This window comes from Azospirillum sp. A23 (assembly GCF_042938965.1).
Taxonomy (GTDB): Bacteria; Pseudomonadota; Alphaproteobacteria; order Azospirillales; family Azospirillaceae; genus Azospirillum; species Azospirillum melinis.
The window spans coordinates 148,825-169,107 of record NZ_CP170665.1; the positions used below are offsets into that span (position 1 = coordinate 148,825).

The 20,283-nt window shown below is 67.2% G+C and carries 10 protein-coding genes; 2 read left to right on the forward strand and 8 right to left on the reverse strand.

From position 1 onward, the window contains the following. Positions 1 to 135 precede the first annotated feature (135 nt). From ABNQ40_RS08770 to ABNQ40_RS08790, 5 genes are all read right to left on the reverse strand, one after another. Positions 136 to 1,410, reverse strand: a complete 1,275-nt coding sequence (locus ABNQ40_RS08770) for a glycosyltransferase family 1 protein (protein ID WP_109047126.1) — start codon at positions 1,408 to 1,410, stop codon at positions 136 to 138. Positions 1,411 to 1,499: 89 nt separating this feature from the next. Further along, entirely contained in the window at positions 1,500 to 1,745 is a 246-nt protein-coding gene (locus ABNQ40_RS08775) for a hypothetical protein (protein WP_109047125.1), read from the reverse strand. Positions 1,746 to 1,842: 97 nt separating this feature from the next. Beyond that, positions 1,843 to 2,691, reverse strand: a complete 849-nt coding sequence (locus ABNQ40_RS08780; RefSeq protein WP_109047124.1) for an alpha-1,2-fucosyltransferase — start codon at positions 2,689 to 2,691, stop codon at positions 1,843 to 1,845. A 103-nt stretch (positions 2,692 to 2,794) separates the two neighbouring features. Further along, the gene (locus ABNQ40_RS08785) at positions 2,795 to 5,800 is read right to left on the reverse strand and encodes a class I SAM-dependent methyltransferase (protein WP_109047123.1); all 3,006 of its coding nucleotides are present in this window, start codon (positions 5,798 to 5,800) and stop codon (positions 2,795 to 2,797) included. A gap of 43 nt (positions 5,801 to 5,843) precedes the next feature. Continuing rightward, entirely contained in the window at positions 5,844 to 8,030 is a 2,187-nt protein-coding gene (locus ABNQ40_RS08790; protein WP_391346103.1) for a tetratricopeptide repeat protein, read from the reverse strand. Between the two features lie 786 nt (positions 8,031 to 8,816). Between ABNQ40_RS08790 and ABNQ40_RS08795 the strand changes: the two genes are divergently transcribed. Both ABNQ40_RS08795 and ABNQ40_RS08800 read left to right on the forward strand, forming a co-directional pair. Next, positions 8,817 to 15,539 (forward strand): calcium-binding protein, encoded by a 6,723-nt coding sequence (locus ABNQ40_RS08795; protein WP_391346104.1) that lies wholly within the window; start codon positions 8,817 to 8,819, stop codon positions 15,537 to 15,539. Between the two features lie 170 nt (positions 15,540 to 15,709). Then, positions 15,710 to 17,593 (forward strand): tetratricopeptide repeat protein, encoded by a 1,884-nt coding sequence (locus tag ABNQ40_RS08800; RefSeq protein ID WP_109047223.1) that lies wholly within the window; start codon positions 15,710 to 15,712, stop codon positions 17,591 to 17,593. 29 nt (positions 17,594 to 17,622) lie between these two features. On the opposite strand, the gene ABNQ40_RS08805 is transcribed toward ABNQ40_RS08800, so the two are convergent. The 3 genes from ABNQ40_RS08805 to gmd all read right to left on the reverse strand — a co-directional run bounded on the left by ABNQ40_RS08805 (position 17,623) and on the right by gmd (position 20,231). Further along, entirely contained in the window at positions 17,623 to 18,054 is a 432-nt protein-coding gene (locus tag ABNQ40_RS08805) for a hypothetical protein (RefSeq protein WP_109047222.1), read from the reverse strand. 69 nt (positions 18,055 to 18,123) lie between these two features. Beyond that, positions 18,124 to 19,119: a GDP-mannose 4,6-dehydratase gene (locus ABNQ40_RS08810; RefSeq protein WP_109047221.1), complete on the reverse strand. Its 996-nt coding sequence runs from the start codon at positions 19,117 to 19,119 to the stop codon at positions 18,124 to 18,126. Between the two features lie 56 nt (positions 19,120 to 19,175). Further along, complete coding sequence (gene gmd, locus ABNQ40_RS08815; RefSeq protein WP_247879457.1) at positions 19,176 to 20,231, reverse strand: GDP-mannose 4,6-dehydratase; 1,056 nt, start codon at positions 20,229 to 20,231, stop codon at positions 19,176 to 19,178. Positions 20,232 to 20,283: the final 52 nt, after the last annotated feature.

Genomic DNA, 20,283 nt, shown 5'->3' on the forward strand with positions numbered 1-20,283 from the left:
ACATAGACGCTTCCAGGATTGGCGCATCCTTCCTTTGTCGAGGCGCCCAACACAAGTCATATTTTGTGGGCGTGCTTGCCTACCGGAGGAGGTTTGCAGTTTGGTGGCGCCGTGGGCAGGGAACGGGAGATGTGGTCAAAAACCGGCATCGGGATAGCGTGGGGCGCGACCGTCGCGCAGCCTGGCACTGGCCTCCTCGATGACGGACGCTACCTGGGCGACGAAGGCGTGCCAATTGCAGGATGCCAGCCGCTTACGACCCCGCTCGCCCAGTTCACTGCCGAAGGCCTCGTCCTGCCAAAGCCGCAACATGGCATCACACAACTGCTCTGCAGAACGCGGGTTGACGAGTAGTCCCGCATCCCCCGTCTGTTCACGCAGGCCTGGAATGTCGGAGGTGATGACAGGGCGCCCGTAATTCCATGCCTCCAGAGCAGGGATGTTGCTCGGGCCGAAGAAGGTCGGCATGACCAGGCCGGCCGACAGGGCGTAGAGCGCAGGCATGTCCTTATCGGGAACCCATCCCAGATAATGGATCTGGTCACGCACGCCCTGTTGCTCTGCGAACTCCATCGTTTCTTTGAAGGTGACTGCGCGGACGTAGTCCATATAGGTACCGCACAGCACCAGAGGGATTTTTTCCCCGGTCTGCTCCTTGAGCCGGCACAGCGCTTGGATAATCAGGTGATGATTTTTATGGCGCCAAAACTGGGCCGGGTAGAAAAAATAGCGGGAAGGAAGATTATATGCGGCGGCTGTCCGGCGCAATTCCTCTTCGCTCGGCATGGTCCCTGTCCGTACCGGGGGATAAAGCGGCAGGATGCGGATGCGATCCTCCCTGATCACATCGCCATAGAACCTCAGCACGTCCTGCTTGCCGTGTTCGGACTCCACTAAGATCAGCGTGGCATAGCGGCAGGCGTTCCGATACAGATAATCGCGATAAGCGACTTGGCCGTAGGCGCTCACCTCGGGAAATTCTGGCTGCAGGCGATGCTGGAGATCGTGGATTGGCATCACGAAAGGCATCAGGGCTGAAAAGGCTGTAACGCTTGGCTGAAGCTGAAACAGCCAATCGACCTTTGCTTGGCGGAATTGCAGGGCCGCTGGCCGGTCTAGATAAATAACGTTGGAATCCAGTTCCGGCAGGACTGGCGGGCCCTGATTGAGGTAAGTCTCCAGCGGCCCCTGCTGGAAAGAAGACTCTCCCAATGATTGTAGCGGGAGACCGCCATAGGTCATGTTGCCGGTCGCAACCAAGTTATGGAGATTGTCTTCCGGGCGGTTGAGGCAGACAAGATGGTCGGCAGAGTTTTTGGCCAATGCAGCCAGGGCGTCCAGAAGGACCATCTCATACTGGAACGCTCCGCCAGCATACCAAGGCATGGAGCGATAGATCCCGACCCGCATGGAACTTCTCCGCTTTCATCGAGCGCACCCGCGCCCGGCCAGTGCCGAATACCAGCTCGTTATCTCAGGCTCAATCTCTTCTGCAAACTTTACGCCCTTGCCCGCACCCAGGCCTGGTACAGCCCGCCGAAGATCATCGTATGCTCCGCCTCCAACCGGTCCCGGTGCCCGAGCGAGGTCATCGCCGGGTCTTCGGGGAAGCGCTTGCGGTAAAGCGCCGCCACGGCAGGATCGGCCTGCCGCACCATCTCATACTGGACGCTCCGCTGGCATACCAAGATATGGAGCGGCAGGTCCCGACCCCTATGGAACTTCTTCACATAGAACGGCTCCATGTCATCTGGCCCCTCCGCACCTGCACCCGATGCGGTCGTTTGACGGTTATCGGGCATAACGCCTGCGGTGCAGTGCCTCCATCGCCGTCGCCGGAGGTCAGCCGTCCAGCCGGGTCCAGCGGTCTGGTACCAAGTCGCGGGTGTCATGCGGATAGGCGCCGAACCAGCGTTGCGGGGCACAGACAATCTGTCCCGGCTTTTCGCCCAGCCAAGCACCCCACCAACTGAAGCTGCTGTTGGCGATGATGTGATGACGGCACAGTGTCATCAAACGAAGATCCTCTACCGGAGCATCCTGGTTCTGTGTGACGAGATAGGCTGGGAAATCCAGCTTCAGCTTGGTACGTGTCCAGTCAGGGTCGTCGGTGAACACGAAAAACTCCGGTTTTTCCACCCGTGCCGCGACATAGGCTACCGCAGCCCGGTAATATTCAAGCGAACACACCCCGTGCAGGATGTTGACTTTCGGGTCGCAGATGTAGTCACCGCGGCGCACATGCAGGCTGACTGCGTTGCGGGCGGCAATCGCCCGTGCAACCTCCAGATTGGCGCCAGTCAGCGGCTGCTTCGGGGTGAACTCCAGCCGGATCAGCGGCGCCACGTCGTCGAAATGTCGTTCCGATTGCCAATAGCCGGCGAAATAGCCGGCCGATGACACTTGGACGACGTCGGGGCTGTAATGGAAATGCGGTTCCCGGACAACCGGTTGACTCCACCAGGGTTCGTCGGGGCTGTGCGGTCGGGTGATGACGCGGTGCGCCTCTTCATCGGTGACGAAGGTTTCTTCGGTCAGGAAATGATGAAGCTCGTAGCGGCGCTTGCGCTCGACCCGGTAGGCTGACACATCTAGGCGCAAGGGCACGCCGCGCCGTGTCGACAGAGCGCGGCCAAACGCGTACTGGAACATTTGGTTCCCGAGCCCGTCGGACAGGCGGACGATGATCATCGGGCGCTCCTCGGCACCGTCAGTGAGCGCGCATTGGCGCGCAAATGGTGATGGTTGATCTCGGTGCCGTCTGTAACGGTCTGTTTCCCAGTCATACGTCGTTCTACCCCCGAGCCCGCACCCAGGCCTGGTACAGCCCGCCGAAGATCATCGTATGTTCCGCCTCCAACCGGTCCCAGCGCCCGAGAGAGGTCATCGCCGGGTCTTCGGGGAAGCGCTTGCGGTAAAGTGCGGCCACCGCCGGATCAGCTAGGCGGAAGCCCAGGAACTCCAGCTTCAGTGCGGCAAGCGCGTCGGCCAGCCAGGGCAGGGTGACGTGCAGTTCGTGGACATGCATCAGCAGGTCGCGGCAGGCGCTGGTGCCGTAAAAATCCGGGGAATGGATAACGGCGCGCGCCGGATGACCCTCCGGCAGGGCCAGGATGTCGCGGCGGACATGGCGGATGCCGTCCAGGGTCGGCGGGTGGCCGCGCTCGGCGATGAACTGGCGGGCAGCCAGGATGGGGCGGCGGGCGGCGGCGCTGTAGAAGCCGATCTCCATCACGCCATGCGGACTCATCATTCCGCGCAGCACGCGCAGGCCCGCCATCGGGTCTTCCATATGGTGCAGGACGCCGACGCTGTGAATCACGTCGAAGCGGCGGCCCAGCGCCCCCAGCTCCAGCAGGTCGGCCTGGGCGAACTCGATGGATTTCAGGCCCAGGCGCCGGCTCTGGCGTGTGGCGTAGGCAAGGCTGCGGCGGCTGAGGTCGACCGCCAGCACCCGTGCATTCTTCAGGGTGGAGGCCGCCCACACCGCCTCCCGCCCGGTGCCGCAGCCGGCGACCAGCACCTCCGGCGCCTCCCAGCCCGGCGCGTTCCAGGCGGGGGCTGCTGGCAGGGCGGCATGCGGGAACAGGGCATGCAGGAAGCGGGACAGCGGCATCGGCTCCGGCAGCAGCCCGGTGTTCATCCAGCGCGGATAGGGATTCTCCTCGTACTGGACGCGCACGCCGACCGACACCGGATGGCTGATCGGGGTCAGTTCCGGCAGCTCCGCCTGGATCGCCGCCTCGGCCAGCGGTTCGGCGACCTGCCGGTTCAGCAGCCGGGCGATCTCCTCGGGCCAGGACAGCGCCTGCAGGGCCTCCGCCCGCTCCCAGCGGTAGAGCGGACGGTAGGCGCCGAGCAGCGCGACCAGCACCGCCGGCGGCTGTTCGCCGCTCGCAAGCGCCGCCTCCGCCGCGCGGAGCAGCACCGCCAGGACCTGGAACTCGCCGTCGGTCTCGGCGAAGACATATTCGTTGAGGAAGCACTGCTCGGCGATGGCGGCGCACAGGGTGCGCCAGGACGGCCGGTCGGGCAGGCCGGGGCCGGTCAGCGCCAGCAGCAGAACCCGGCGCAGCCGGGTCAGCGCCCGTTCCAGCGCCAGATCGCAGACCGGCGCGGTGCGCAGATGGGCCAGCAGCAGCGCATCTTCCGCCAGCCCGGCGAGCGAACCGTCGGCCAGCAAGGCGCGGCTGGCATCGTCCAGGGCCGGACCGTCATTCTCCGGCAGGGCGGCGAGGGTCCTGATGACGGGCGAGCCCATCAGCACGCCGGCGATGGCGCGCGCCAGCCCGGCGCCCTCCACCTCCGGCCGGCCGAGCGCCGCCAGCAGGTCGGCGCGCAGGCCCTCGTCAACGCCATTGGCGGGCTGCGGTGGCGTGGCGTCGCGCAGCGCCTCGACAAAGGCGATCCAGTTGCGCGGCATGTCGGGGGCGAGACGGATCGCCTTGCGCACATAGGGCAGGGCCTGGTCGCGCCATCCCCCCTGCAGGAACAGGGCTGCGATGCCGAAGCACAGCTCCGCGTCCTCCGGTGCCGTGCGGGCGATGCCGAAGGCCTCCGCCTCCGCCTCGGCGGTGCGGCCGGCGGCGACCAGCAGCGACAACAGGGCGCGGCGCAGCGCCAGGGGCAGCGGCTGGCTGGCTGGCCGGCCGGCGGTGGCGCGGCGCAGCTCCTCGATGGCGGCATCGGGGTTGCCGGTCTCCTGGTGCAGGCGGGCGAGGTTGTTGTGGACCTCCGGCAGATCGGGAGCGAGGCGCAGCGCCTCGCGGTAGGCGTCCAGCGCCCCGGCGGTGTCGCCGCCGGTCTGCAGGGCGGCGCCCAGATTGGCCAGCAGCGGCGTCCGGCCGGGGTCGTCCGGGTTGGCGATGCGGGCCAGCCCGTCGCGGCAGACGGTGGCCGCCTCCTGCCAATGGCCGGCGACGCGCAGGCTGTCGGCCAGCCGCAGCCGGGCGTCGGAATGGCCGGGATCGGCCGCCAGCACCCGGTGGAAGGCGGCAATCGCCGATTCCAGATGGCCGGCGCGGTGGTGCAAGGTGCCGATCAGGTGCAGGGTCCCCGCCAGACGCGGACGCAGCGCCACCGCCTGTTCGGCCTGCTCCAGCGCCTCCTCGTCGCGGCCCAGCCGGGCCAGCAGCGAGGCGTGGTTGCCCAGGATCTCCGGCAGGACCGGCCGGTGGGAAAGTGCCCGGCGGAACAGTGCCTCGGCTTCATCCGCCCGGCCTTCCAGCATGCGGATCAGCGCCAGGGTGCCCAGCGTCTCGGCCCGCGCTTGACGCACGGCCTGTGCCGGCTGCGTGACCGCGTCGGCAAGGCGCAGCGCCGTGTCGCAGGCCGCCGCCGCTTCGGCCAGCTGGCCGCGGCGCAGCCGGGCGAGCGCCTGGGCGCGGTGGGCCTGGATGGCCGCCGTTCCGGCCCTCGGCTCCCCGCTCCCCGTCCGCCGCAGAGCCTCGGCCGCCGCGGCATAGCCGTCGTCGGCACGGCCGGCGGCGATGAATGCCAGGGCAAGCACGCTCCAGCCGTCTGCCCTGTCGGCTTGCATCCGCACCGCCGCCTCGGCCCACGCCACGGCGTCGGCCGGCCGGGCCAGGATGCGGGCGGCTTCGGTCATCGACAGCAGCCCGGCGGCATCGCGCGGCGGGTTGCCGCACAGCGCGCGATAGGGCCCCTCCGCCTCCTCCGGCCGGCCGGTCCGGCACAGCTCCAGAACCTGCGACAGGCGCTGTTCCACGGCGAGACGATCCGGGGCGCTCTGCTCGGTCGGAAGGCTGACGGTCTCGGTGGCGGTTTCGGCGGCGGTCATGGAACAGGACCCTTCGGTTGGAGGGGAAGAGGGCTGTCGGGTCTCAATAGGCCTGGTAGGATTTTTCCTCGACCAGCTCGGAACCGAGCAGGCGGTTCAGGTCGCGCTTCAGCGCCGCGCGGCGGTCGTTGGTGTGGTAGACCTGCCGGGCCAGCTCGACGAAGCGCGGGCCGAAATCCTTCGCGCGCTCGCAGTCGCGGATCTCGTCCTCGACCTCCCACAGGGTGGTGTTGACCGCGCGCAGGTTGTCGATCAGCGTTGCCACCTCCGACCGCGTGGTATCGGCCTGCGCCGTCACGGCGATCAGCGCCTCGCGCTCACGCCGGACATTGGCCAGCTTGTCGGCGTCGGTGATACGCTCCGCCTTGATGTCGAGGATGGTGATCTTGTCCAGCAGTTCGCCCCAGGAAACGGGCGCCAGGATCGGCATGTCGGAAGGTCCTGTCCGGGTGTGGGTGGAATGAGCGGCATGGCTGCGCAGGGCCTGCTCGAGCCGGTCCATGGCGTTGTTCCAGGAGCCGGGCCGGTCCTGGCGGAACAGGCGCATGGTGGGGTACCAGGGGCTGTCGTCGCGGTCGAGCATCCAGCGCCAGTCGGGGGCGAAGGGGACCATGACCCAGACCGGGACGCCGAGGGCGCCGGCGAGATGGGCGACGGAGGTGTCGACGCAGACGACGAGGTCGAGGCCGGCCATGATGGCGGCGGTGTCGGCGAAGTCGCGGATGTCGGGCGACAGGTTCAGCAGGGGGAAGCCGCCGGGCGGGTTGGCCGCCTGCCCTTCGGTCGGTCCTTTCTGGATGGAGACGAGGCTGATGCCGGGAATGGCGGCCAGCCGCGCGAAGGGAGCCAGCCCGATGGAGCGGTTCTTGTCGTTGCCGTGGGTCGGCGATCCCGCCCAGACGATGCCGACCTTCAGACCGCTCAAGCCTGCCAGCCGCTCGCCCCAGCGCGCCGCCAACTCCGGCTCCGCCGACAGGTAGGGAACGCGGTGGGGAATGGTGTCCATCTGGGTGCCGAACACCTCGCCCAAGCTCAGCATCGGCAGATGCAGATCGAAGGCGTCGGTGGGCAGTTGGCCGCTGACAAAGCGCTCCACGCCGGGCAACCCGGCCATCACCCGCTCCAGCGCAGCCGGCAATCCCAGGATGACCCGGCCGCCGCGAGCGGCCACCAGGGGGATGTAGCGGCAGAACTGTAAAGCGTCGCCCAGCCCCTGTTCGCCGTGCAGCAGGATGCGGCGGCCGTCCAGTGGCTCGCCCGCCCAGCGCGGCTTGGGCATGACGGCTTGGGTCGGGGCATCCTTGCAGCGCAGCCGCCACTCATACTCGCGCCAGCCCTCTTCGAAGCGGCCGGCGACCAGCAGGGCCATACCGAGATTGCGGCGCGCGTCCGGGCTGGCCGGATCGATGGCGACGGCGCGACGGAAACCGGCGATGGCCTCATCTGGCCGATTCTGGTTCAGTCGGGAGTTGCCATGGTTGGCATAGGCGCCGGCGAAGCCCGGGTCGACAGCGACGGCGCGGGCATGGGCGTCCGCTGCCACCTCCAGCCGTCGCTGTTCCTGCAGGGCCAGGCCCAGGCTGCTGTAGCCGGCGGCGAAATACGGGTCGAGCGCCACGGCGCGGCGGTGCCACGCCGCCGCCGCTTCCGCTCCGGATCCCGTCTTATCCAGCCCGCGCAACGCGATGCCCAGGTTGTTGCAGACCGCGATGTGGGCGGGGTCGAGGGCGAGGGCGCGGGCATAGGCGGCGATGGCATCCGGCAGGGCGTCGCATTCCTGCAGGACGTTAGCCAGCCCGGCATGGCCCTCGACCCTGCCGGGGGCGAGCTTGACCGCCCGGCGACAGGCGTGTTCGGCATCGGTCAGACGGGCCAGCCCGCGCTGCAACCCGCCCAGATTTTCATAGGCTGCGGCGAAGTCCGGGCGCAGGGCGATGGCGTGGCGATAGGTTGCCACCGCCCCGGCCGCATGCCCCTGGTCGCGCAGCAGGTTGCCCAGGTTCAGCCGGGTTTCCGCCATGGCCGGATCGATCCGCAGGGCGCGGGCGATCAGGCGGAGCGCCGCCGCCCACTGGCCGGCGCGCCGGGCGACCAGTCCCAGCAGATGCAGGGCGTCGGGCTGGTCTGGCGCGATCTCCAGAATACGGCGGTAGATCCGCGCTGCCGCGGCCAGCTGACCGCCCTGATGATGCCGCACCGCTGCGGCGAGCGCGTCCTGAATGGTCGCCATGCTCGATCGGTCGTCCCTGGCCCTTGGATGTCATATGTGGCGGCTGTCCGGCGGCGCCTGTCGCCGCAAGGGAATAGCGGGTGTTCCCGAATTCTCCAAGCGCATCCTCGCTGCGGCGACAAACGAAATACAGGCCGTGTTATCAACTTGTAACAACGGGGCCGTCATTGCCGAAGCCAGGGCTTGACCGGTCATCGGCGACGAAGTTGTGCAGGTTGCACAAGTCTTCGTCGCCTTTCATTCGATTCGGGGATGTCGCCTCCTTCTTGTGGCCAAGCTCCAGCCTGGAAGCCAACTGAATAGTGGGTGCCACCAACTTTGCACAGCCTGTGGCGATTTCGCCATACCAGGTATTTTCCAAGTCATTGCAAAGACTTGGAGAAGGTTGGCTCGACCTTTCAGGAGCCCCCTTCAGGGGGGGCGCGCGACACCGGCCGCTTTGGCTTACCCACTTCGGTAGAAACGGATTGCCATAGGCGCAGTCCTTCGGATAACAAGGGCACAGTGTGTTAGTCCGCGCTAGGACTGAGTCTGTCTGCCTGCAGGCAGTGTGACGCACGCTTTAGAATGGTTCATCCGCCGGCGAACCAAACCTGAAGGGGATTACTAATGGCTGGAACCTATCCCGTAGGCGTAACTACGGGTGCAACCGTATCCTTGGGTACTTATGATGCAATCATCGGCAACTCCGGCAACGATGTCCTGACGTTCGGAACTGACGGTGGCACGGTATCGATTTCGTTGCTTGAAACCGTGATTGGTAACATCGGGACCGATTTCATCACCTTGACTGCCGGTTCCACCCTCCAGGTTTCGCTGCTGGAAACCCTGGTGGGCAGCAACACCACCGACGTGGTGTCGATCGGCACGTCCGGTACCACCATGCTGGTGAGCCTGCTTGAGACGATCACCGGCGGCGTGGGCACCGACGTGATCACGGTCGGCACGTCCGGTGCCACCATGCTGGTGAGCCTGCTTGAGACGGTCACCGGCGGCGTGGGCACTGACGTCATCACCCTGGCCACTGGTGGCAGCACCGTCACGGTCGGCGCGATCGAGACCCTGACCGGCACGACCGCCCTCGACGTGGTCACGCTGGGCACGACCGGCAGCACCCTGCTGATCAACGCGGTTGACACGATCACCGGCGGTGTCGGCACCGATGTCGTCACCCTGGGCACGGCCGGTAACACCCTGCTGATCGGCGGCATCGAAGCACTGACCGGCAGTGTCGGCACCGATGTCGTCACGCTGGGCTCGGCCGGCAACACCCTGCTGATTTCGGCTCTGGAGACCTTGACGGGCGGTGTCGGCACCGACGTCGTCACGCTGGGCATCGGCGGCAACACCCTGTTGATCAGGGGCATCGAAGCACTGACCGGCGGTGTCGGCACCGACGTCATCACCCTGGCCTCTGGTGGCAGCACCGTCACGGTCGGCGCGATCGAGACCCTGACCGGCACGACCGCCCTCGACGTGGTCACGCTGGGCACGACCGGCAGCACCCTGCTGGTCAACGCGATCGATACGATCACCGGCGGTGTCGGCACCGACGTCGTCACCCTGGCCTCTGGTGGCAGCACCGTCACGGTCGGCGCGATCGAGACCCTGACCGGCACGACCGCCCTCGACGTGGTCACGCTGGGCACGACCGGCAGCACCCTGCTGATCAACGCGGTCGACACGATCACCGGCGGTGTCGGCACCGACGTCGTCACGCTGGGCACGGCCGGCAACACGATTCTCGCCGGCGCGCTCGAGACCCTGACCGGCGGTGTCGGCACCGACGTGGTCACGCTGGCCTCGGCCGGCAACACGGTCCTGGTTTCGGACCTTGAGATCCTGGTCGGCGGTGTCGGCACCGACGTGGTCACGCTGGGCACGGCTGGCAACACGCTGACCGTCCGTGGCATCGAGTTCCTGACCGGTGGCGTCGGCACCGACGTCGTCACGCTGGGCAACACCGCCAACACGCTGACCGTCGGCGGTATCGAGACCCTCACGGGCGGTACGGCCACCGACGTCGTCACGCTGGGCACCGCGGGTAACACCCTGCTGATCACCCTGGTCGAGACCCTGACCGGCGGTGTCGGCACCGACGTCGTTACCCTCGGCTCGGCTGGCGGCACCATCCTCACCGGCCTGCTGGAGACGATCACCGGCGGCGCCGGTTCCGACCTCGTCTACCTCGGCGCCACGGGCAACACCGTCCTGGTTTCGGGCGTCGAGATCCTGGTCGGTGACACGGCTTCCGACGTGGTCACCCTGGGCACGGCCGGCAACACGCTGACCGTCCGTGGCATCGAGTTCCTGACCGGTGGCGTCGGCACCGACGTCGTCACGCTGGGCGACACCGCCAACACGCTGACCGTCGGCGGCATCGAGACCCTGACGGGTGGTGCGTCTACCGACGTCGTCACGCTGGGCACCGCGGGCAACACCCTGCGCGTCACCCTGGTCGAGACCCTGACCGGCGGTGTCGGCACCGACGTCGTTACCCTCGGCTCGGCTGGCGGCACCATCCTCACCGGCCTGCTGGAGACGATCACCGGCGGCGCCGGTTCCGACCTCGTCTACCTCGGCACCACGGGCAACACCGTCCTGGTTTCGGGCGTCGAAATCCTGGTCGGCGGTGTCGGCACCGACGTCGTCACCCTGGGCACGGCCGGCAACACGGTGCTGCTGCGCGGCATCGAGGTGCTGACCGGCGGTGTCGGCACCGACGTCGTCACGCTGGGCGACACCAGCAACACGCTGACCGTCAGCGGCCTCGAGACCCTGACCGGCGGCACGGCTTCCGACGTGGTCACGCTGGGCACGACCGGCAGCACCCTGCTGGTTTCGGGTCTGGAGACCCTGACCGGTGGCGTGGGCACCGACGTCATCACCATCGGTTCGGCCGGCGGCACGATCCTCGCCAGCCTGCTGGAGACGATCACCGGCGGTGCGGCGACCGACGCCATCACCATCGGCACCGCAGGCGGCACCCTGCTGGTTTCGGGTCTGGAGACCCTGACCGGCAGCACGGCGGTCGATGCCATCATCCTGGGCACCTCCGGCAACACCTTGCTGACCTCGGGCATCGAGTTCCTGCAGGGCGGCGCGGGCAGCGACCTGGTCTTCCTCGGCTCGGCTGGCAGCACCTTCCAGACGGTCGCCCTTGAGTTCCTGATCGGCGGTGCGGGCTCCGACGTCGTCACGCTGGGCTCGGCCGGCAGCACCACCACGGTCCGTGGTCTGGAGAGCCTGACGGGCGACGTCGGCACCGACGTCATCACCATCGGCGACACCGGCACCACCATGGTGGTTTCGGGCATCGAGACGCTGGCTGGCGGTGCGGCGACCGACGCCATCACGCTGGGCACGGCGGGCAACACCCTGCTGGTTTCGGGTCTGGAGACCCTGACCGGTGGCGTGGGCACCGACGTCATCACCATCGGTTCGGCCGGCGGCACGATCCTCGCCAGCCTGCTGGATACGATCACCGGCGGCACGGGTTCGGAACTGGTGTTCCTGGGCACGGGCGGGTCGACGGTCTCGGTGTCGGGCATCGACATCCTGATCGGCGGCGTGGGCACCGATGTCGTCACGCTGGGCAGCTCCGGCAACACGGTCCTGCTGCGCGGCATCGAGTCGCTGACCGGTAACGCTGGCACCGACATCCTGACGCTGGGCAACACGGCCAACACCGCGACGGTTTCGCTGTTCGAGACGATCATCGGCGGCACCGCCTCCGACGTCATCACCTTGGGCACCAGCGGCAACACCGTCTTCGTCTCGGCCGTCGAGACGCTGACCGGCAATGTCGGCACCGATGTCATCACCCTCGCCTCGGTTCTCGGCAACACCACGCTGGTGTCCGGCATCGAGACGCTGACCGGTCAGGCCGGTAACGACGTCGTCACCCTGGGCACCGCCGGCAACACCGTCCTGGTGTCGCTGCTGGAAACCCTGACCGGTGGCGTCGGCACCGACGTCGTCACGCTCGGCACCGTGGGCGGCACCCTGCTGGCCTCGGGCATCGAGACGATCACCGGCGCTTCGGGTACGGACCTCGTCTTCCTGGGCTCGGCCGGCAACACGGTCCTGGCTTCCGGTCTGGAGTTCCTGATCGGCGGCGCGGGCAGCGATACGGTCACCCTGGGCACCTCGGGCAACACGGTCATCGTCCGTGGTCTGGAGAGCCTGACGGGCGACGTCGGCACCGACGTCATCACCATCGGCGACACCGGCACCACCATGGTGGTTTCGGGCATCGAGACGCTGGCTGGCGGTGCGGCGACCGACGCCATCACGCTGGGCACGGCGGGCAACACCCTGCTGGTTTCGGGTCTGGAGACCCTGACCGGTGGCGTGGGCACCGACGTCATCACCATCGGTTCGGCCGGCGGCACGATCCTCGCCAGCCTGCTGGATACGATCACTGGCGGCACGGGTTCGGAACTGGTGTTCCTGGGCTCGGGCGGGTCGACGGTCTCGGTGTCGGGCATCGACATCCTGATCGGCGGCGTGGGCACCGACGTCGTCACGCTGGGCAGCTCCGGCAACACGGTCCTGCTGCGCGGCATCGAGTCGCTGACCGGCAACGCCGGCACCGACGTCCTGACGCTGGGCAACACGGCCAACACCGCGACGGTTTCGCTGTTCGAGACGATCATCGGCGGCACCGCCTCCGATGCCATCACGATCGGCACCACGGGTGGCACCCTGCTGGTTTCGGGTCTGGAGATTCTGACCGGTAGTGCGCTCTCCGATGTCGTCACGCTGGGCTCGGCCGGCAGCACCCTCGCGGTGACGCTGCTCGAGACGCTGAGCGGCGGCACGGGCACCGATGTCGTCACGCTGGCCGGCACAGGCGGCAACACCCTGCTGGTTTCGGCTCTGGAGACGGTCACCGGTTCCTCGGCCACCGACCTGATCACCATCGGCACGGCCGGCAGCACGCTGCTCGCCAACCTGCTGGAGACGGTCACCGGCGGTTCGGGCACCGACGTGATCTTCCTGGGCTCGGCCGGCAACACGATGCTGGCTTCGGGCATCGAGATCCTGGTCGGCGGCACCAACACCGACATCGTCACGCTGGGCACGGCCGGCAACACCCTGATCCTGCGTGGCCTGGAGACCCTGACCGGCTCCGTCGGCACCGACGTCGTCACCATCGGCGACACCGGCACCACCATGCTGGTTTCGGGCATCGAGACCCTGGCCGGCGGCGCAGGCCTCGACCTGATCTCGCTGGGCACGGCGGGCAGCACCCTGCTGGCTTCGGGTCTGGAGACCCTGACCGGTGGCGTGGGCACCGACGTCGTCACGCTGGGCACCGTGGGCAACACCCTGGTGGTCAACGCGCTGGAGACCATCACCGGCGGCACGGGTTCCGACCTCGTGTTCCTGGGGTCGGGCGGTTCGACGCTGCTGGCGTCCGGCCTCGAGATCCTGGTCGGCGGCACGGGTGTGGATGTCGTCACGCTGGGCACAGCCGGCAACACGGTGCTGCTGCGCGGCATCGAGACGCTGACGGGCTCTGCCGGTACCGACGTCATCACGCTGGGCAACACGGCCAACTCGCTGATCGTCGGCGGCATCGAGACGCTGATCGGTGGCCTCGCCTCCGACATCGTCACGTTGAGCACGGCGGGCAACACCCTGCTGGTGAGCGGCATCGAGACGCTGACCGGTGGCGTGGGCACCGACGTGGTGACCATCGGCACGGCCGGCGGCACGCTGGTGGCGACCAACATCGAGACGCTGATCGGCGGCACGGGCCTTGAGGTGATCTTCACCAGCACGGCTGGTTCGACCCTCATGGTCTCGGGTGCGGACTACGTGATCGGCTCTGCCGGCACCGACGTCCTGACCCTGGGCTCGGCCGGCAACACCACCATCATCCGCGGCATCGAGACGCTGATCGGCGGTGCGGGTTCCGATCTGGTGATCCTGGGTGACACCGGCAACACGCTGACCGTCGATGTCATCGGTGCTGCTACCAACGGCCTCGAGATCCTCGTTGGCGGCGCTGCCACCGACGTGGTGACCATCGGCACCTCGGGCACGACCCTGCTGACCCGCGGCATCGAGACGCTGATCGGCGGCGTGGGCACCGACGTCATCACCCTGGGTGACACGGTGAACACCATCACCGTGACGGGCATCGAGACCCTGACCGGCGGTGCGAACACCGACGTCGTCTTCACCGGTTCGGCCGGTGTGACGATGACGGTCTCGGGCGTCGAGTTCCTGGTCGGCGGCACCGGTTCGGATGTCGTGACCCTGGGCTCCTCGGGCAACACGGTCATCACCCGCGGCATCGACACCCTGTCGGGCGGTGCGGGCAGCGACCTGGTGTTCCTGGGCGACACCGGCGTCACCATGACGCTGGGTTCGAGCATCGAGATCCTGGTCGGCGGCGCGGCCACCGACGTCATCACTCTCGGCACCTCGGGCAGCACCCTGCTGACCCGTGCGGTCGAGACGCTGATCGGCGGCGTGGGCACCGACGTCATCACCCTGGGCGACACCCCGAACACGGTCACCGTGACGGGCATCGACACCCTGGTCGGTGGCGCCAACACCGACATCGTCTTCACCGGTTCGGCCGGCGTGACGATGACGGCCTCGGGCGTCGAGTTCCTGGTCGGCGGCGCCGGCTCGGATGTCGTGACCCTGGGTGCGACGGGCAACACCGTCATCACCCGCGGCATCGACACCATGATCGGTGGTGCCGGTAGCGACCTGGTGATCCTGGGCGACACGGGCGTCACCATGCGGGCCGAGAGCGGGATCGAGATCCTGGTCGGCGGCGCCGGTTCCGACCTCGTCAGCCTTGGCGATGGCGGCAACACGGTCCTGCTGCGTGGCATCGAGACCCTGACCGGCGGCACCGGCAACGACGTGATCACGCTGGGCAACACCGGTGTGACGATGTCGGTCTCGGGCATCGAGACGCTGATCGGCGGTTCGGGCACCGACGCCATCACGGTGACCGGCGGTTCGGGCATCCGCTTCCAGGCCGGCACGGGCGACAGCCTGAGCCTGGCTTCGGGCAGCGGCACCGACACGGTGGTGTACTCGTCCTTCACCGACATCTCGGCGTTGGGCGCGAACACCGGCTTCGTCTCGGTCTCGAACTTCCAGTCGGGCACCGACAAGGTGGAGCTGACCGGTACGGCCCGGACCACTGCGGACAAGAACGGCGATGCCTCGCTCTCGACGGCCTCTGCTGCGACCAACGGCGTGAACATCGGCTCCAACGAGCTGGTGAGCCTGACCTCGGTCGTCAGCGGCAGCCTGACGGACGCTTCGCTGGCCAGCTTCCGCTCGGCCCTGGGGACGCTGACGAACTCGTCGGCTGGTGCAAGCACGCTGGTTCTGGCCAACAACGGCACCAGCTCCGGCCTGTACCAGGTGGTCGACACCAACGGCGACGGCCAGGTGGCTGCCACCGAGGTCCGGCTGCTCGGCGTGTACAACGGCACGGTCCTCTCGCTCTCCGACATCAACCTCGGTTGATGACGGGGGCGTGAGCCCAAGCACGCTAAAGGGAGGGGGCGCCCGTAAGGGCGCCCCTTTCTCTTTGTGCAACTGATGCTTCAATAAGCATCAGACAGGCTCTAAGGTCGGCCATGGGGCCGCACAGGTGACGGCGACCCGGTTTCGCCTCCACTCTGTTCCGGCTCCCGATGGCTTCGATCCAAGATGCTTTCACCCATGCCCAGCAGCTTCATGCCGCCGGGCACTTCGCCGAGGCGGCGGTGCTCGCGCGGGCAGTGCTGCGGCTGGCGCCCGATCATGCCGTTGCCCGGCATATGCTGGGCACCGCCTTGTGCGCCTCCGGCCAAGGCGAGGAGGGGCTGAGCCACATCGGCTCGGCCATGCTTCTCGATCCTGCCCAGCCGGTCTACACGGTGAACCAAGCCATCCTGCTTCAGTCCCTTGGCCGCAGAGCCGATGCGGCGACGGCGTTCCATCGCGCCTTGCGGCTGCGGCCGGCCGATGCCCGGCTGCTCGACGGGTTGGGAAGCTGTCTGGCCGACCAGGGCGACAACCCGCAAGCCCTCATTCCCTTCAAGCACCGGCTGGCGCTGGAACCCGGCATGGCGGAGGCTTACCGCAAGGTTGCCATCGTTGCCCAACGTGCCGGTCGGCTGGATGAGGCCCGGCGGGCTTACCGCCGGGCTTGGCAGCTGGGTGGAGGAGACGGGCTTCTGGTGCGCGAGGCGCTGAGCTTGCCGGTCATTCCCAGCTCAGCCGCGGAAATCGAGGAAAGTCGCGCCCATTGTGCCGAAGTGCTGCGGCTGGCGCGCGAGCACGGCCTGTGCATCACCGACCCGTTGCGCGAGGTCGGCATCACGTCCTTTTTTCTGTCCTATCATGGGCTCGACAATCGCGCCTTGAACAGCGAGCTGGCCGCCTTGTATCGGGAGGCTTGCCCCTCCTTGCTCTACACCGCCGCGCATTGCCGGGAGCCGCATTATCGGCAGTCCGGCGAAGCGGAGGAAAGGGCCGGTCGGCGGCGGCGCATCGGCTTCATCTCCGACTATTTCCACAACCACACCATCGGGATGCTGAACGAGGGGCTGATCGAGCGGCTGTCGCGCGAGCGGTTCGAGGTGGTGCTGTTCTTCACGCCGGGGCCGGAGGACGAGCTACGACTTCATCTGCGTATGGTGGCGGACCGAACTGTCGATATTCCGGGGGATCTCGATGCCGCGCGGCGGATCATCGCCGATGTGCAACTGGATGTCCTTTACTACACCGATATCGGCATGTCGCCCTTCACCTACTTCCTCGCCTTTGCCCGGCTGGCGCCGCGGCAATGCCTGACCTGGGGGCATCCGGATACCACTGGCATTCCCACCTTGGACTGCTTCTTGAGCTGCGATGCGATGGAGCCGGAGGATGGTGAGGCGCATTACAGCGAACGTCTGATCCGTCTGCCCGGCCCGACTGTCTGCTATCGGCGCCCGCGGCTCGACGAGCCGCACAAGACCCGCATTGACTTTGGCCTGCCCGCCGAGAGCCGTCTCTACCTCTGTCCGCAGAGCCTGTTCAAGATTCATCCTGACTATGACGACGCCCTGATCGCCATTCTGCGGCGGGACCGTGATGGCATCCTCGTCTTCGTCGATCCGCGTAGCCAAGGCGCTGCTTTGGTGCGGCGGCTGGGCGCCAAGGGACCCGATGTGGCCGGCCGCATCCACCTGCTGCCGGGGCTGGGGACCGCGGATTTCATCGCACTGACCGCCGACGCCGATGTCATGCTCGATCCGTTCCATTACAGCGGTGGCAAGACAAGCTTGGAGGCTCTGGCCTTCGGCACGCCGGTGGTGACCTGGCCCGGCGCCTTCATGCGCGGACGCCATACCCTGGGTTTCTACACGCTGATGGGGCTTAACGACTGCGTGGCGAGCGATCCGGCCGATTATGTTGACCGGGCGGTCCGGCTCGGCACCGATTCGCGGCTGCGCGCCCAAGTCCGGCAGCGCATCCTTGAGCGAAGCGCCGTCCTGTTCGACGACGGGACGTCGATCCGGGCGATCGAACGTTTTTTTGAGACATCCTGACTGGAGCGCGGCCAAGCCGTTTGGGGGGATCAGTGTGCGGGCAAGGCCGACAGGCGGTCGGCCATCCGCAGGACGCCCTGAGCCAGCCGGACGATGGCGGGGGAGCCGATGAACAGCTCGCGCAGGGCCGCCCCTTCGCCGAAGCGCAGGACAAAGCCGTTCGGGTTGAAGACCACAGCGACCTTGGCCGTCTCCGACAGGACATGCTGGGTGCGGCCCTGGAACACGGCATCCAGGATCGACCGCGCAAGCTCGCGGGCGTCCTCGACGTCCAGGGAGGCTATCTCCGGCCCCAGCCGGCTTTCGTTGAACAGGAAGACACCCTCCAACCGCAAGGCGCCTTCGCCGTCCGCCGCTTCGCCTTCATGCAAGGCGATGTGGGACAGGAACTTGCCGTCCGGGAACAGGACGGTGCGGTCGTCCACCTCGATGTTGATGACGAGCTTGCTCCTGGCCGACATGGGACGGGCTTTCTTCGGAAGGCTGTTCCGGACGGGTGAGGGTCTCGGAAAGCGAATTGGGACGGGGGCTCAGGCGACCGACCGGCGTGCCATTTCGGCATCCGCCAGTCCGGTGACCACCTGGGCCATGCGGCGTTCGGCACGCCATCCCAGCATCCGTTCCGCCTTGGCGGAGTTGCCCACGCTGAAGGCGATGTCCGAGGGGCGGAGCAGGTCCGGATTGCCGCTGACATGACGGCGCCAGTCCAGGCCGAAATAGGAGAAGGCCTGGGCGACGAACTCCTCCAGCCGGTTCGCTTCGCCGGTGGCGATCACGAAATCATGGGGGTCATCCAGAGCCAGCATGCGGGCCATGGCGTCGACATATTCCGAGGCCCAGCCCCAGTCGCGGGCGATCGACAGCGTCCCCAGTTCCAGGACGTCGGTCTTTCCCTCGGCGATGTCGGCGGCCCCGCGGATGATCTTCTGCGTGACGTAACGGGTGGGCCGCAACGGCGATTCATGATTGAACAGGATGCCGGAGCAGGCGAACAGGCCGTAGGCCTCGCGGTAGTTGGCGACCGCCCAGAAGGCGGCGGCCTTGCCGACGCCATAGGGGCTGCGCGGATGGAAGGGGGTGGATTCGTCCGCCGGCGCCTCGGTGTTGCCGAAACATTCGCTGGAGCAGGCGCTGTAGAAGCGGGTGTCCAGCTTCAGGAAGCGGATCGCTTCCAGAATGTTGATGGTGCTGGAGATGGTGCTGTTCAGCGTCTCGACCGGCTGGTCGAAGGACAGCCCGACCGAGGCCTGGCTGGCGAGATTGTAGATCTCGGCCGGCCGGACACGGGCGATGACCTCGACCACGCTGCGGAAGTCGGTCAGTACGGAGGAGTGGAGGATCACCCGGCCGAAGATGCCGAGCCGCCGCAGGTTGGCGAAGCCCGCCATCTCCCGGTCGCGCGAGGTGCCGTGGACCGCATAGCCCTTGTCCAGCAGAAGCTGGGAGAGATAGGCACCATCCTGGCCCGAAACGCCGAAGATCAGTGCGGTCTTCGGCTCGCTTCGGGTCACTCCTCCAATGGTCATCGGACGGCGCCTACATCGATTGCCGGGCGGTCACTGAGCGGTCGCGGGTGGCGGTGTCAGCGGTGATCGTCGCCGCCAGCCAGGAGACGCATGTCGGACTCGACCATCTCCCGGACCAGATCGCGGAAGGCGGTGGTGTGAGTCCAGCCCAGCTTCTCGCGCGCCTTGCTGGGGTCGCCCAGCAGCAGGTCAACCTCGGTCGGGCGGAAATAGCGCGGGTCGATGCGGACCACCACCTTGCCGGTCTTCTGGCAGATGCCTTCCTCGTCCACGCCTTCGCCGCGCCATTCGATCCCGCGGCCGATGTGGCCGAAGGCCAGCTCGACGAACTCGCGCACGCTGTGGGTCTCGCCGGTGGCCAGCACGTAGTCGTCGGCCTCGTCCTGCTGCAGGATGCGCCACATGCCCTCGACATAGTCGCGCGCATGGCCCCAGTCGCGCTTGGCGTCCAGGTTGCCGAGATACAGGCAGTCCTGGCGGCCCTGCTCGATGCTGGCCACCGCGCGGGTGATCTTGCGGGTGACGAAAGTCTCGCCGCGGGTCGGGCCTTCATGATTGAACAGGATGCCGTTGCTGGCGTGCATCCCGTAGGCCTCGCGGTAGTTCACCGTGATCCAGTAGGCGTACAGCTTGGCCGCGGCATAGGGACTGCGTGGGTAGAAGGGCGTGGTCTCCCGCTGCGGCGTCTCCTGCACCTTGCCGTACAGCTCCGAGGTGGAGGCCTGGTAGAAGCGCGCGGTCTTCTCCAGACCCAGGATGCGGATCGCCTCCAGAAGACGCAGCGTGCCGATGCCGTCGGCGTTGGCGGTATATTCCGGCGTCTCGAAGCTCACATGCACGTGGCTCTGGGCCGCCAGATTGTAGATCTCGGTCGGCTGCACCTGCTGGACCAGGCGGATCAGGTTGGTGCTGTCCGTCAGGTCGCCATAATGCATGAAGAAGCTGACGTCCTCCTCATGCGGATCCCGGTAGAGATGCTCCACCCGCCCCGTGTTGAAGGACGACGACCGGCGCTTGATGCCGTGGACGATATAGCCCTTCCCCAGCAGAAGCTCGGCAAGATACGCGCCATCCTGGCCGGTGGCGCCGGTGATGAGGGCAACTTTGCGCAAAGGACCGACCCTTGATCTGTACGGCGTTAATGATCGGGCACTATCCTCAAAG